General features: G+C 70.7%; 12 protein-coding genes and 1 tRNA gene. 6 read left to right on the forward strand and 7 right to left on the reverse strand.

What is annotated here, in order from left to right:
- Positions 1–147: 147 nt before the first annotated feature.
- Together BJ991_RS07925 and BJ991_RS07930 are read left to right on the forward strand one after the other, a co-directional pair.
- Positions 148–2,337, forward strand: a complete 2,190-nt coding sequence (locus tag BJ991_RS07925; protein ID WP_179488988.1) for an alpha-ketoacid dehydrogenase subunit alpha/beta — start codon at positions 148–150, stop codon at positions 2,335–2,337.
- Positions 2,337–3,635: a dihydrolipoamide acetyltransferase family protein gene (locus BJ991_RS07930; protein WP_179488990.1), complete on the forward strand. Its 1,299-nt coding sequence runs from the start codon at positions 2,337–2,339 to the stop codon at positions 3,633–3,635. Before BJ991_RS07925 ends, BJ991_RS07930 begins: the two co-directional genes overlap by 1 nt.
- Before the next feature lie 86 nt (positions 3,636–3,721).
- On the opposite strand, the gene BJ991_RS07935 is transcribed toward BJ991_RS07930, so the two are convergent.
- On the reverse strand, positions 3,722–5,608 hold the full coding sequence (locus BJ991_RS07935) for an amidohydrolase (RefSeq protein ID WP_179488992.1): 1,887 nt from the start codon (positions 5,606–5,608) through the stop codon (positions 3,722–3,724).
- 293 nt (positions 5,609–5,901) lie between these two features.
- Between BJ991_RS07935 and BJ991_RS07940 the strand changes: the two genes are divergently transcribed.
- On the forward strand, positions 5,902–7,659 hold the full coding sequence (locus tag BJ991_RS07940; protein ID WP_179488994.1) for an amidohydrolase: 1,758 nt from the start codon (positions 5,902–5,904) through the stop codon (positions 7,657–7,659).
- A gap of 2 nt (positions 7,660–7,661) precedes the next feature.
- On the opposite strand, the gene BJ991_RS07945 is transcribed toward BJ991_RS07940, so the two are convergent.
- Together BJ991_RS07945 and BJ991_RS07950 are read right to left on the reverse strand one after the other, a co-directional pair.
- Positions 7,662–9,002 carry a DUF4032 domain-containing protein gene (locus BJ991_RS07945; RefSeq protein WP_179488996.1) on the reverse strand — a complete coding sequence of 447 codons (1,341 nt, stop codon included), beginning with the start codon at positions 9,000–9,002 and terminating at the stop codon, positions 7,662–7,664.
- A gap of 69 nt (positions 9,003–9,071) precedes the next feature.
- A complete protein-coding gene (locus BJ991_RS07950) occupies positions 9,072–10,175 on the reverse strand; it encodes an ABC transporter ATP-binding protein (protein WP_179488998.1) in 1,104 nt (367 codons plus the stop codon).
- Positions 10,176–10,395: 220 nt separating this feature from the next.
- Between BJ991_RS07950 and BJ991_RS07955 the strand changes: the two genes are divergently transcribed.
- Positions 10,396–11,349 (forward strand): DsbA family protein, encoded by a 954-nt coding sequence (locus BJ991_RS07955; RefSeq protein WP_179489000.1) that lies wholly within the window; start codon positions 10,396–10,398, stop codon positions 11,347–11,349.
- 56 nt (positions 11,350–11,405) lie between these two features.
- Positions 11,406–11,478, forward strand: a tRNA-Thr gene (locus BJ991_RS07960).
- Here the strand turns inward: BJ991_RS07960 and BJ991_RS07965 are convergent.
- On the reverse strand, positions 11,478–11,906 hold the full coding sequence (locus BJ991_RS07965; RefSeq protein WP_179489002.1) for a hypothetical protein: 429 nt from the start codon (positions 11,904–11,906) through the stop codon (positions 11,478–11,480). The genes BJ991_RS07960 and BJ991_RS07965 overlap by 1 nt on opposite strands.
- A 76-nt stretch (positions 11,907–11,982) precedes the next feature.
- Positions 11,983–12,642: a hypothetical protein gene (locus BJ991_RS07970; protein ID WP_179489004.1), complete on the reverse strand. Its 660-nt coding sequence runs from the start codon at positions 12,640–12,642 to the stop codon at positions 11,983–11,985.
- 75 nt (positions 12,643–12,717) lie between these two features.
- Between BJ991_RS07970 and BJ991_RS07975 the strand changes: the two genes are divergently transcribed.
- The gene (locus BJ991_RS07975; RefSeq protein WP_179489006.1) at positions 12,718–13,665 is read left to right on the forward strand and encodes a DMT family transporter; all 948 of its coding nucleotides are present in this window, start codon (positions 12,718–12,720) and stop codon (positions 13,663–13,665) included.
- Between the two features lies 1 nt (position 13,666).
- Here the strand turns inward: BJ991_RS07975 and BJ991_RS07980 are convergent, their stop codons facing one another.
- Both BJ991_RS07980 and msrB read right to left on the reverse strand, forming a co-directional pair.
- Positions 13,667–14,299, reverse strand: coding sequence for a nitroreductase family protein (locus BJ991_RS07980; protein WP_179489008.1), 633 nt, complete (start codon positions 14,297–14,299; stop codon positions 13,667–13,669).
- A complete protein-coding gene (gene msrB, locus BJ991_RS07985; RefSeq protein WP_179489010.1) occupies positions 14,296–14,697 on the reverse strand; it encodes a peptide-methionine (R)-S-oxide reductase MsrB in 402 nt (133 codons plus the stop codon). The genes BJ991_RS07980 and msrB overlap by 4 nt, the downstream gene beginning before the upstream one ends.
- Positions 14,698–14,739: the final 42 nt, after the last annotated feature.

Below are 14,739 nucleotides of genomic sequence, written 5' to 3' on the forward strand. Positions count from 1 at the left end.
ACCTCCTCGTCCGATTGGATCCTATCTTGCCGCACGTGTCCGCCTTGCGCCACCGTTGCCGCGCGAAGACCCTTGTATTGGATCCAACCCCGTCTTACAGTGGTGTACACGCGGACAGCGTGCCTCGACACAGGGAAGTGGGCTGACATGGCGGAGCGACGGCGCTTGCAGACCGGGGTCGATTGGATCCAGCTCGAGACCACGCCGGAGGACTGGAAGGCGGCCGACCCGGCCCTGCTGGCGACAATGCTCGGCGAGCTGCACCTCATCCGCGCCTTCGAGGAGACGGTGCTCGAGCTCGCCGCCGAGGGCCTCATGCACGGACCCGCGCACTCGAGCATCGGGCAGGAGGGCGGGGCGGTCGGGTCGATCGTGGGTCTGAGATCGACGGATGCCGTCAACGGCTCGCACCGCGGACACCACCAGTTCCTCGCGAAGGTCCTCACCCACGTCTCGGGCGGATCGCTCGACCCCGCGACGCTCGTCACGCCGGACGTGCAGGCCGTCCTGCAGCGCACGCTCGCCGAGATCCTCGGCCTCGCGCAGGGCTTCTCGGGCGGGCGCGGCGGCTCGATGCATCTGCAATGGCTCGAGGCCGGCGCGCTCGGCACGAACGCGATCGTCGGCGGCGGTGCGCCCGCCGCGACGGGTCATGCGTGGGCGCAGAAGCACTCCGGCACGACCGACATCAGCATCAACTGCTTCGGCGACGGCTCGAGCCAGATCGGGTCGGTGCTCGAGTCGTTCAACCTCGCCGCGGCGTGGAAGCTGCCGGTGCTGTACTTCATCGAGAACAACCTCTACGCCGTCTCGACGCACGCCGACGAGGTCACGGCCGACTCGCGCTTCTCGGTGCGCGGGCAGGGCTTCGGCATCCCGTCGTGGCGCGTCGACGGCATGGACCCCCTCGCCGTCCACCTCGCGATGCAGGAGGCCGAGGCGCGGATGCGGGCGGGCGAGGGTCCCGCGATCATCGAGGCCGAGGTGTACCGGTTCTTCCACCAGAACGGGCCGTTCCCCGGCAGCGCCTTCGGATACCGCACGAAGGACGAAGAGGGCCAGTGGCGCGCCCGCGACCCGCTCGACCGCGTCGCGCGTGAGATGATCGCGCTCGGGCTGATCGACGAGGCCGGCGTCGAGTCCGTGCGCGCGCAGGCGCAGGCGGCGATGACTGCCGCGGTGGCCGAGCTCATCGAGGACGACCCGGACGCCGAGGGCAAGCGGCGCATCAAGCCGGAGCTGTGGCCCGATCCGGGGTTCGTCGACGTCGGCATCCGCGGTGACGCGTCGGAGCTGGAGTCGCTCACCGTGGGCGAGCCCCTCACTTACGACGGCGGATGGCGCGACGCGAAGTTCGTCGACGCCGTCGCCGAGGTCATGGACCGCCGCATGGCGGCCGACGAGCGCATCGTCGTCCTCGGCGAGGACGTCCATCGTCTCAACGGAGGCACGAACGGCGCCACGAAGGGTCTGGCCAAGAAGTACGGACCCGACCGCATCATCGGCACGCCCATCAGCGAGAACGGCTTCTTCGGGCTCGCGGGCGGACTCGCGGCGGACGGCCGGTTCCGCCCGGTCGTCGAGTTCATGTACCCGGACTTCATGTGGGTCGCCGCCGACCAGGTGTTCAACCAGGTCGCCAAGGCCCGTCACATGTTCGGGAACAACCATTCCATGCCGCTCGTGCTCCGCACGAAGGTCGCGATGGGCTCGGGCTACGGCTCGCAGCACCTCATGGACCCCGCAGGCATCTTCGCGACCTCGGCCGGCTGGCGCATCGTGGCGGCCTCGACCGCGGCCGACTACGTGGGACTCATGAACGCCGCACTCGCGCTCGAGGACCCGGTGCTCGTGATCGAGCACGTCGACCTGTACGGTCGCGCCGACCGCGTGCCCGACGGCGACCTCGACTACATCATCCCGCCCGGCACAGCCGCCGTGCGGCGCGAGGGCTCCGAGGTGACCGTCCTCACGTACCTCTCGATGGTCCACAACGCCGCCGACGCGATCGAGCAGACCGGCATCGACGCGGAGCTCATCGACCTCCGCTGGCTCGACCGGGCCTCGCTCGACTGGGACACGATCGGCGAGAGCGTCAAGAAGACGAACAACGTGCTCATCGTCGAGCAAGGCGCGCGAGGGACCGGGTACGGCGGCTGGCTCGCCGACGAGCTGCAGCGCCGGTACTTCGACTGGCTCGACCAGCCGATCGAGCGCGTGACGGGCGGCGAGGCGAGTCCCAGCATCTCGAAGGTGCTCGAGCGCGCCGCGATCGCGAAGACCGAAGAGGTCGTCGCGGGGCTCGAACGCATGCGCGCGGCGTGGGGAGGCCAGTGATGGCCACCGTGATCCGGATGCCGCAGCTCGCCGCCGGCGGAGCGGAGGCCGCGATCCAGACCTGGCTCGTCTCCACCGGCGACACCGTCTCGGTCGGGCAGCCCCTCGCCGAGATCGAGACCGAGAAGGCCGTCGTCGGGTACGAGTCCGAAGTCGAGGGCGTCTTCGCGGGCGCCGTCGTCGAGGCAGGGGCGGCCGCCGCCGTCGGGGCGCCCATCGCCGTCGTCGCGGCGCCGGGCGAGGAGCTCGACGCGGCGCTCGCTCAGGCGGGCATCGCGCCCGCGGGCGGCGATGCCGTGCTCGCGGAGCCCGAGGAGGCCGGGCCCGAGCCCGCCGACGACGCCCCCGCCAAGGCCGAGCCGATGCCCACCGCGCGCGCCCAGCCCGAGCCGTCGATGACGGGTTCCGGCGAGTCGAAGCGCCTCTTCGCGAGCCCGCTCGTCCGCCGCCTCGCAAAGGAGCACGGGGTGGACCTCGCCGCGCTGAAGGGCACCGGGCCGAACGGGCGAATTGTGCGCCGCGACCTGGAGGCGCATCTCGCGACCGCCGAGACTCAGCCCGCGCAGGCGGCGCCCGCCGCCGGGCCTGCGGCCGCGGCATCCGCCCCCGTCGAGACGGCCGAGTACACCGACCTTCCGCACACGGGCATGCGCCGCGCGATCGCGCGGCGGCTCACCGAGAGCGTCACGACGATCCCGCAGTTCCAGGTCGTCGCGGACTGCCGCGTCGACGAGCTGCTCGACCTCCGCAAGCGCATCAACGAACAGGCCGACGCGAGCGTGTCCGTCAACGACCTCATCGTGAAGGCTGTGGCGGGCGCGATGCAGGACGTGCCCGACGCGAACGCGATCTGGACGGATGCTGCGACCCGTCGGTTCTCGGGCGTCGACATCGGCATCGCGGTGGCCGTCCCCGGCGGCCTGCTCACGCCGGTCGTGCGCGGAGTCGAGCGGCTGTCGCTCGGCCAGGTCGCGCTCGCGACACGGGACCTCGCCGAACGCGCGCGCGAAGGACGCCTCAAGCAGCACGAGCTCGAGGGCGGCTCGTTCGCGGTGTCGAACCTCGGCATGTACGGCACGCGCGAGTTCACCGCGATCATCAACCCGCCGCACTCGGGCATCCTCGCGGTCGGTGCCGCGCAGCGGCGGCCGGTCGTCGCCGACGGCACGCTGGGCGCGGCATCCGTCATGACCGTGACGCTGTCGGCCGACCACCGCGTGCTCGACGGCGCGCTCGCCGCGAAGTGGCTCGCGGCGTTCGTCCGGCGCATCGAGAGCCCGCTGTCGATCCTGCTCTGACGCCGCCGCGGACGTCGGCGGGCGCACGAAAGGCCGGGGGACCCGCTTCGTCTCACCCGGCCTCTCGGCGGTCTATGCCGGCGGCGCTACTGCTGCCACCAGCTCTCGTCGAACACGTGGTCGCGATCGTGCGACCAGTCGCGGCGTCCGCGCACCGCACCGGTGTCGTGGACGATCGCGCCGTCGACCACGGTCATGACGGGCAGGATGCGGCGCATCTCGGCGTCGGAGACGGTGAAGTAGTCCTTGTCGAGCACGAGCAGGTCGGCGCGCTTGCCCGCCTCGATCGAGCCGAGGTCGTCCTCGCGGTTGAGGTACCACGCGTTGCCGCGCGTGTACGCGTAGAGCGCCTCGTGCCGGGTGAGCTGCTGACCGGGGTTGATCTGCTGGCCCAGGACGTTGAGGCCCGTCGTCGCGTAGTGGAGCGCGAACCACGGGTTGTGCGGGGCGATGTGCACGCCGTCCTCGTGGAGGCCCATGCTGATGCCGCTGTCGTGGATCTGCCGGAACAGCGGTCCGACGGGCAGGCCGTCCGCGCGCGGCGTGCCGCCCAGCCACCGGAAGCCCGACGTCGAGACGCCCACGTTGAGCGCCTTGAGTCGCGCGAGCTGGTCGGGCGTCGCGAAGTCGGCGTGCTGGAGGCCCCAGCGCAGGTCCTTGATGCCGAACTCCTGATCCATCTGCTCGTACGTCGCCACGACCTGCTCGATGTTCGCGGTGCTCGTCGGGCTGCCGCCCTGCGCGTTCTCATTGCGCCATCGCGCCTGCGCGACCAGCCGCTGCGACTCGAGCCACACGGCGTAGCCGTTCGCGTTCGTCGGCGCCGCGAACGGAGCCGCCCACTCGCCGATGCCGCCCGTGCGCAGCATGTCGTCGCCGAAGAACGGGAACTGGTTCTTGAGGCGCTCGCGCAGCTCGGGGAGCTGCTGCTCGAGCCCGCCCAGCGCGGCGATGAACCCCTGGTTGTGGAGGAAGTTCATCTGCAGGCGCACGAACGCGCGCCCCTGGCGATGCAGCGAGAGCCACGCGTCGTACATGCGGAAGTGGTCGAGCCGGAAGAGCGCGTCGGTCGGCTGCGGGGGCAGCACCGACGGATCGAGCGTCGCGTTCGCGGTCGCCGGCAGCACCTGGTCGAGGATCGCCGTGACGCCGACCTTGGCGGTGAAGGCCATCGAGTCGAGCGCGCTGCGCCGCTTGTCGGCGAACGTCTGACGGAGGCGCAGATGGTACAGGGCGCGGTTGGCCATGCTCGGGTTGCCGCCCGCGATGGATCCGTCGTCTCCGACGGTCACGGGGAGCTCTGTGATCGACTCGAAGAACTGCTTGCCGAGCGTGTTCACTCGCGCGGGACCGAGCCCGCCCTGGTACAGGAAGACCGGGCGGTCGGAGATCGCGGAGTCGAGCTCCTGGAGCGTGGGGAGGCGCAGCTCGGCGAACATGCGCGGCGTTCCGGAGCCCATCGCGGTGATGAACTCGCCCTCCGGTACGTCGCGACGCCGCGCGGCGAGGATGGCGAGCAGCTCGTCGATGCTGCTCGCGAGTTCCCACTCGGCCACGTGGTAGCCCGGGCGGTTCGCGAGGCTGATGAAGTGCGAGTGGCTCTCGATGAGACCGGGCACGACGGTCCGCCCGCGCAGGTCGATCCTGTTCTTCGAGTTGCCCTGTCGGATCGCGTCCTGTCCGACCGCGGTGATCCGGCCGTTCGCGACGCGCACCGCGTTCACGACCGAGTTGCGGTCGTCCATCGTGTGGATCTTGCCGTTGACGAACAGCAGCTCGCCGGCGCCGTCGTCGTGCCACGCACGCGGGGCGGTGGACGCGAGCGGCGCGGCCGCGGCGGATGCGACGGAGCTCCCGCTCAGCACGGCGGCTGCCGCGGCCGCGGTTCCTCCGATGAAGAGCCCGCGACGCGAGATGCCCTCGGGCGGCTGTTCGGGGTCGTTCGCGACCGGCTCTGACTTCTTCTTGACCATGACCGCTCCCACTGACTGTCGACACTGACACTGCGTGAGCATCGTCCAGTGGAACTGGACGGCTGTTCAGGCACGCACCATATCAGCAAATCGTCGGGTGCACACGAAAAGTTTCGCGACCTCGAAGGGTTCGCCGCCGTAGGAGCAGAAAGACGCGGTTCTCGCGCGTACGGCGCTTGTCATTGTCGCCGCGTGTGCAAACTGCTAGTGTCCGGGCTTAGGAGCCGCTGTCCAGCCGCACTGGACAGCGCAGAAACACCCCACGGACACCGCCGTCCGACCAAGGAGCACCCATGGGTAAGAAGTCGCACTCGCAGGACGCCCAGGAGCCCGCGGAGGGGATCTCCCGCCGCGGTCTCTTCATCGGAGGGAGCGCCGCCGCCGCGGCCGCCGTCGTCAGCGGCACAGCCGCCGCGTCATCCGCCTCTGCCGCATCGTCGCCCGCCTACACGAGCGCCGCCCACGGCGGCGACGGCGATCTGCTGTTCGTCAACGGCAGGATCCACACCTACGACGACGCGAACTCGGTCGTCGACGCCGTGCGCATCCGCGACGGTCGCTTCATCGCGGTCGGGAAGGACGCCATCCGCGTCGGCAACGCGAAGAACAAGATCGACCTGCGCGGGCGCACGGTGATCCCGGGCATCATCGACTCGCACAACCACATCGCGCTCGTGAGCAACCGACCGGGGCACTGGGTCGGGCTCGAGGACGTCTTCACGCACGAGGACGCGGTCGCGCGCCTCGTCGCGAAGGCCGAGACCGTGCCCGAGGGCGAGCTCGTCACATCGCTCGGCCCGATCGTCGCGATGCAGTTCCCGAGCAACACGCTCCCGAACCTCACGACGCTGGGCCAGGTGCCGCGCCCGGTCATGATCATGGCCGAGCAGGGCGGGAACGCCGTGAACCAGGCCGCGGTCGACTACTTCGCCGCGAAGGGCATCACGATCACGATCAACGCCGCGGGGTACCCGACCGGCAGCGGCATCGGTCTCGCGCTGCAGCGGCTGCGCCAGGAGATGACGGATGCCGAGCGCGAGCGCAATGCGAAGGCGACGCTCGACTACTACGCGACCCTCGGTATCACGACGCACCTCGACGAAGGGGCGTTCCACGTCGACACACCCGGCACCGCGATCTGGAACGAGAACGCCTACACCCTCCACCGAGGGTTCCTCGCCCTCGACGCGAAGAAGGCGCTGCCGGTCCGCGTGCGGTTCGACTATCTCGAGGAGGACTCGACGCTCGACCTGCCGCGACTGACCGAGCGCCTCAAGAACGCCTTCCCGTTCTTCGGCAACGACATGCTCCGCTCGGGCGGCATCGGCGAGTTCACCGTGCGCGGCTTCGGGGGCGGCTCGGCGCCGATCGGCGGTCCCGTGTGGCTCGCGGGCGCCAAGGCCGTCGCGCAGGCGGGCTGGCGCAACGAGAACCACTCGCTGTCGGCGACCGACATCAACCAGATCGTCGCCGGCTGGGAGGCGGTCCACGCCGAGGTGCCCATCGACGGACTGCGATGGGTCGTCTCGCACGTGCCGAACATCACGCCCGACCACGTCAACCGCCTCAAGGCGATGGGCGTCGGCGTCAAGGTCGGGTGGGGTCCCACGCGCAACGGGTCGAACCTCGGCCCGCGGCACCGGATGCTCCTCGACAGCGGCATCCCCGTCGGCTACCACAGCGACGGCGGCGACATCACCGCGATCAACCCGTGGCTCAACTTCTACACCATGATCACGGGCCGCAACCTCGCGGGCACCTTCACGTGGGCCCCCGGGGAGCAGGTCACGCGCGACGAGATGATCCGGCTCGCGACGAAGGACAACACCTGGTTCATCCGCGAGGACGATCTGGGCGGCATCAAGGTCGGCAGCCACGGCGACCTGCTCGTGCTCGACCGGGACTTCTACGCGATCCCCGATGAGGAGATCCCGCGCGTGCGCTCCGACCTCACCGTGGTCGGCGGAGACATCGTCTACGACAGCGGAAAGCTGCCGGGCGACCGCCGCTGGGCGCACGGCACGAACCACCGGTACAACCAGCTCACTTAGCCTCACACGAGGTCGCGCCAGTCGACTGTCGCGTCGTCGTCCTCGTCTTCGCCCTCGTCGGCGTCCGGCGAGCCGAGCGTGCGGATCGAGCCGCTCGCGGTCGGGATGGGCAGCGTCATGGTGCCGGTGAGGGGTCCCATGAGCATCGCCTCGTCGCGGCGGTGGCGCAGCACGTCGTCGATGTAGCTCGTGAGGACCTCGGCGAGCGGAACAGATCGCGCCTGCGCCTGCGACATGTACCAGCGGTGCTCGAGCACCTGGTGGAAGACCTCGGCGGGCTCGAGCTTCGACCGCAGGTCCCACGGGATCGCGCGCACGACGGGCTCGAACACGCGCGTGAGCCACTCGTGCGCGACCATCTCCTCGTCGTCGGCGCCCTTGCGCCGGGCGCGGTACTCGTCGAGGTCGTTGAGGAGCCGGCGCGCCTGGTTCTCCTCGACGTCGAGTCCGGTCAGGCGCAGAAGCCGGCGCTGGTGGTGCCCGGCGTCCACCACCTTGGGCTGGATCGAGACGCGCGTCCCGTCGGCCGCAGCCTCGATCGACATCTCGCCGATGTCGAACCCGAGGTCGTTGAGCCGTTGCACGCGCTCGGTGATGCGCCACGACTCGCTCGTCGCGAACGTCTCCTTGTCGGTGAGCGCGCCCCACAGCGAACGGTACGACGACACGATGCCGTCGGCGATCGCGAGCGCGTCGACACCGCCTTCGAGTCGGCCGCCGGCTTCGAGATCCATGATCTCGCCCGCGATGTTGGTGCGGGCGACGTCGAGGTCGTGCTCGCGCTGCCCCCGCGTGAGGCCTGTCTCGTGCAGCTCGCCGGTCTCGGCGTCGACGAGATACGCGGCGAACGCGCCCGCATCGCGGCGGAAGAGCGTGTTCGACAGCGACACGTCGCCCCAGAAGAAGCCGACGTTATGGAGGCGCACGAGGAGCACCGCGAGCGCGTCGACGAGGCGCGTGGCGGTGTGCGGACGCAGTATCTGCGTGAACAGCGCGCGGTAGGGGAGGGAGAATCTCAGGTGGGCGGTGACGAGCGCTGCGGGGAGGGGGCGGCCCGAGGCATCCGTCCGCCCCGCGATCACCGCGACGCGCTCGACGCACGGCGCGTCCAGCCGCGCGAGGTTGCCGAGCATGTCGTACTCGCGCCGCGCCATCTCCTCGGTCGTCTCCTTGACCGCGACGACGCGGCCCGAGAGGCTCGAGAACCGCACGAGGTGCCGCGAGATGCCCTTCGGCAGGAAGACGATGGCGTTCGACGGCCACTCGCCGAGCGGCGTCGACCACGGCAGGGTCAGCAGACCCGGGTCGACGCTGCTCGCCGTGATGCTGAGCGCATCAGCCATTCATGCACCCCCGGTGGAAACACGACGGCGCGGGGGAGTGATCCGCCCGCGCCGTCGCCGCTTCGATGGTTACGCCGAGGCGATCGCCTTGTCGGTGAGGCGCTCGCCGCTCTCGGCGTCGAACACGTGCACGTGGCCCGGGATCGGCGCCAGGACGACCTGGTCACCCGCGTTGGGGTGGCGGCGGCCGTCGACGCGTGCGACGAGGTCGGTGCGCTTGCCGCTGATCTCGGTGTGGCCGTAGAGGTAGCCGTCAGCGCCGAGCTCCTCGACGAGGTCGACGTCGACCGAGAGGCCCTGGCCGTCGGACGGGTTCACCACGATGTCTTCGGGGCGGACGCCGATCGTGACCTCGGAGCCGTGGGCCTTGCCGATCGTGTCGGCCTCGACGCCGACGACGGCGTTGCCGAAGCGGACGCCGCCCTCGGCGAGGTCGGCGGGGAACAGGTTCATCGCGGGCGAGCCGATGAAGCCGGCGACGAACACGTTGTTCGGCTTCTCGTACAGATCGCGCGGGGTACCGACCTGCTGGAGGATGCCGTCCTTGAGCACCGCGATGCGGTCGCCCATCGTGAGGGCCTCGGTCTGGTCGTGCGTGACGTAGACGGTCGTGACGCCGAGGCGGCGCTGCAGCGACGCGATCTGCGTGCGGGTCTGGACGCGGAGCTTGGCGTCGAGGTTCGACAGCGGCTCGTCCATGAGGAAGACCTGCGGCTGGCGGACGATCGCGCGGCCCATCGCGACGCGCTGGCGCTGGCCGCCGGAGAGGGCCTTCGGCTTGCGCGTGAGGTAGTCCTCGAGGTCGAGCAGCTTCGCGGCCTCGAGCACGCGCGCCGCGCGCTCCTCCTTGCCGACGCCCGCGATCTTGAGGGCGAAGCCCATGTTCTCGGCGACGGTCATGTGCGGGTAGAGCGCGTAGTTCTGGAACACCATCGCGATGTCGCGGTCCTTCGGCGGGACGTCGGTGACGTCGCGGTCGCCGATGAGGATGCGGCCGGAGTTGACCTCTTCGAGGCCGGCCAGCATGCGCAGCGACGTGGACTTGCCGCAGCCGGAGGGGCCGACGAGTACGAGGAACTCGCCGTCGCCGACCTCGAGGTTGAGCTTGTCCACTGCGGGGCGCGTGCCCCCGGGATACAGGCGGGTTGCGTTCTCGAACGTGACGGATGCCATGTTCTCTTCTCCTTCACCGGCAGGTACGTGCCGGACGATCCGTAGTGAATGGAATTGCGGGGGCTCCCGCGCGCCCTCCGTCGGACGCCCCATCAGTATGGCACGGCTCGCGTCGAGACAGTCTCTGGGCATTTCCCAGGCTCCCTGGCTAGCATCTTTCTCGGCCGCGTCACCCGTGCGGCCTCGCCTGTTCCAGGCTCCAAGCCGTCCAAGAGGTTCCATGTCGAGCGACGAATCACCCAATGTGCCCGCCCAGCGCGACCGCCGGCACGCGGTCCGCGAGAAGGCGCAGCAGGTGCAGGCGCAGCAGCTGCGCGCGCGTGCCGTCCGTCGCGTCTCCCTGGTGACGCTCCTCGTCGCGGTCGTCGCCGCGGCCGCCGTGCTCGTGACGTGGGTCGTCACGTCGTCGGCCGCCCAGCCCCTCTCGCGCCCCGCCAACGTCAAGGACGACGGCTTCATCGTGTCCAGCGTCACCGGCGCCTTCGGCGCCGAGCAGGCTCCCGAGACGCTCGAGGACGGCGCCGCCACCCTCGAGACGGCGACCCCCGTGCCGACCCCGACCCCGACGCCGAGCCCCGACGAGACCACGCGCCCCAGCGTCGACATCCGCGTGTACGTCGACTACCTCTCGGCCGGCGCGAAGGACTTCCAGATCGCGAACGTCGAGCAGCTCTCCAAGTGGGTCAGCCAGGACGCCGCGACCCTGTCGTACTACCCGGTCGCGATGCTGACGGCCAAGTCCAACGGCACGAAGTACTCGCTGCGCGCGGCGAGCGCCGCCGCGTGCGTCGCGACGTACTCGCCCGGCACGTTCTTCGCGTTCAACAACGAGCTCCTCAAGAAGCAGCCCGACGTCGACTCCGACGGCTACACCGACACCGAGCTCGCCGACCTCGCCCTCGGCTCGGGTGCGACCTCGCCCAAGGCCGTGCGCGGGTGCATCGAGAGCCAGAAGTACGCGACGTGGGTCAAGTCCGCGACCGAGCGGGCGCTGAAGGGCCTGCCCGACACCAAGGGCGTCGCCCTGACGGCGGCTCCGATGGTGCTCGTCAACGGGACGCCCTATGTCGGCGCGCTCGACGACCCGAAGGAGTTCGCCCAGTTCGTGCTGACGATCTCGAGCGACATGTACTACAAGTCGACCCCCACGCCGACGCCGACGCCCACGCAGTGACGCGAGCGCCGGCCCGGCGGGTGGGCGACGGATGCCCCGGATAGACTGGGGCATCTGCCGACTTGGCGCAATTGGTAGCGCACCCGACTTGTAATCGGGCGGTTACGGGTTCGAGTCCCGTAGTCGGCTCAACGCACTTCCGCGTCCCGCTCGACCGGGCGTCGCCCGACGCCGCGGAACGCCGCGATCGCGAGCGCCGTGGACGCGCCGAACAGCACGACTCCGAGGGGCACGTGTACGGCGACCGTCACCGGGAACCCCATGTGCCCGAGGGCGTCCTGCACCCAGAACCCGATGGTGAGCAGGGTGACGAGCACCGCGAACGACGCGGGGATCGCGCGCTGCCCGACGCGGACCCACGCGATGACGGTGGGGGCGATCGCGATCCACGGGAGCGCCGAGCCCACGAGCATGTGCACGAACTGGACGCTGGGGCTGACCGAGAGGAACAGCCCCGCGAGCGCGGCCTGGGTGAGCACGCCGGCAGCGAGCACCGCGAGGAAGGCGCCGAGGACCGGAGTGCGCGAACGGGTTGTCGTCATCGTGGTCGTAGTCATGACGACCACGCTCGCGCGAGCGACCCGTCCGCGTCCAAGGGGGTGGCCCCCGAATGCTCCGGGGGATCGCCCGGGGTCAGGGCGCCGGCGTGAACTCCACGAACACGGGTGTGATGCCGCTCGCGCGGTCGAAGACGAGCACGCCCGTCACGGTTGCCCCTCCGTCGTCGGATGTGATGGTCGCGGTGAACGAATCGCCCTCGCCGTCGCGGTTGAACTCGGCGAGCTGCTCGTCGAGTCCGTCGAGCTGCGCCGGGTCCCATCCGAGCTTCTCCGCGTGCCGGCGCAGCAGGTCGACACCGTCGGACCACGTCGACACGACGTCGAACCGCAGCGTCACCGAGGCGAGCCGGTCGTCCTCGGAGCGCGCGGTGAGCGTCGCGATGTCGTCGACGACGTAGACGTCGTCGCGCCCCGCGATCACCGCCCGGACGGGACGGCGGAACTCCGCCGTCTTCTCGCCGTCCTCGGGCAGCCCGAGCTCGCGCGCCGAGAGGCCGCTGTCGCCGATGCGCACGCGCACGATGCCCTCGACGTTCGCATAGTCGAACCCGGCGTCGGTGAGCATCGTCGAGCCGTCGGACGCCTTCTGGTCGGCGGATGCCTCCGGTGCGTCCTCCGCCCACCACGAGTTCTGCACCGCGACCGTGCCGAACACGACGCCGGCGATCACGAGGAGCAGGATCGTCGCCGGAAGCCACGTGAGGAGCGACTGCTTGCGTGAAATGGGGACCACCCGTCAAGGGTAGCCTCGGCCTCCGACAGTCCTGCGCGGTCCGGAGCATGCCCCGTCGACCGGCAAGATGGAGCGATGACCCCGCCGCGCCTTCCCGCCTGGGTCGCGCTCGGCGGCGCGGTCTTCGTGGGCGTCCTCACCGCGGTCCAGGCCCGCATCAACGGGCAGCTCGGCACGCGTCTCGACAACGGGCTCGTCGCGGCGGTGATCTCGTTCGGCTCGGGGCTCGTCCTGCTCATCGTGCTGTCGGCCGCGCTGCCGTCGGGTCGACGCGGCGCCGCGAGGCTCGTGTCCGGGGTGCGTGAGAGTGCGATCCCGTGGTGGATGCTGGCGGGCGGCGCCGCCGGCGCGCTCACCGTCGCGACGCAGGGCCTCGCGGTCGGCATCATCGGCGTCTCGCTGTTCACGGTCGGCGTCGTCGCGGGCCAGACGGTGTGCGGGCTCGTGCTCGACCGCACAGGCTACGGCCCGGCGGGCGTCGTCGCAGTCACCGTGCCGCGCCTGGTCGGCGGGGCGCTCGCCCTCCTCGCGGTCGGCCTGTCGCTGGTCGGCGACGGCATCGGCGGGGTGCCGCTGTGGATGGCGGTGCTGCCGTTCGCCGCGGGCGTCGGCATCGCGTGGCAGCAGGCCACCAACGGGCGCCTGCGCCAGCGCGTCGGCACGCCCCTCACGGCCACCCTCGTCAACTTCATCGGCGGGACGGCGATCCTCGCTGTGGCCGCCCTCGTGAGCGTCTCGGTCGTCGGCTGGCCGACGACCGCGCCGACCGACGTGTGGGTGTACACGGGCGGTCCGATCGGCGTGCTCTACATCTTCCTGTCGGCGGCGCTCGTGCCTCACACGGGCGTGTTGCTGTTCGGCCTCGCGGTCGTCGCCGGGCAGCTCGTGACGTCGGTCGCGCTCGACGCCGTATGGCCGGCGCTCGGCAGCCCCGGCCTCCTGCAAGAGGTCGCGATGGTCGCGGTCGCGCTGCTGTCGGTGGTCGTCGCGGCGGCGCCGTGGCGGCGGCGCCGGAGAGTGTGAGTCAGAGCGGCGCCTGCGTCGAGGTGTCGGATGCCGCGGCATCCGCTTCGCTCGCGTCGCGATTCTCGCCCTTCTTCGCCTTCTTGCCGGCGGGCATGCGCGAGAGGTGCTTGCGGGCGTCGACGGCCTTGCGCCGTCCGAGCCGGGCGCGCGGGAGCTTCCCGCCGACGTAGAGCCAGCCCAGCAGCTCCTCGTTCTTCTTCAGGCCGTGTGCCTTGGCGACGGCCTTCGAGCGCGTGTAGTGGCCGGTGCGCCAGATGACGCCGTAGCCGGCCTCGTCCAGCAGCAGGCTCAGCATGTGCGCGACGCCCGAGGCGACCGCCTCCTGCTCCCACCGCGGAACCTTGTCGCTCTTCCTGTAGCTCGCGACGACGGCGATGAGCAGCGGTGCGCGCAGGGGCTTCGACGACGAGCCCTTGTCGCCGGTCGCCTTGTTGATCGCGCGACCAAGGCGCTCGCGGTCGGCGCCCCGCAGCTCGATGAGCCGCCACGGGCGCAGCGACGAGTGGTCGGCGACGCGACCCGCCGCCGAGACGAGCGTCAGCAGCTCGGCGCGGGTGGGCGCGGCATCCGTCACCTTCGACCAGGACCGGCGCGAGCGCACCGCCTCGAGCGCGGATCCGGATCCGGTCATGTCTCGGGGACGAAGTCGAGCGCGATCGAGTTCATGCAGTACCGGTCGCCCGTGGGGGTGCCGAAGCCGTCCGGGAACACGTGCCCCAGGTGCGACCCGCAGCTCGCGCAGCGGACCTCGGTGCGGACCATGCCGTGGCTGCGGTCCTCGATGAGCTCGACCGCCTCGGGGCGCACCGATTCGTAGAAGCTCGGCCACCCGCAGTGCGAGTCGAACTTCGTCCCGCTCTTGAAGAGCTCGGCGCCGCACGCGGCGCACGTGTAGAGGCCGGCCCGGCTCTCGTCCAGCAGCTCGCCCGTCCACGGGCGCTCGGTCGCCGCCTCCCGCAGCACCGCGAACTGCTCGGGCGTCAACTCCTCGCGCCACCGCTCGTCGGACTTCTCCACCGCGTAACCCATGACTCCTCCTCGATCTCCTCCATTCAACCCGACGCACGGCCG

This window comes from Microbacterium immunditiarum (assembly GCF_013409785.1).
GTDB lineage: Bacteria > Actinomycetota > Actinomycetes > Actinomycetales > Microbacteriaceae > Microbacterium > Microbacterium immunditiarum.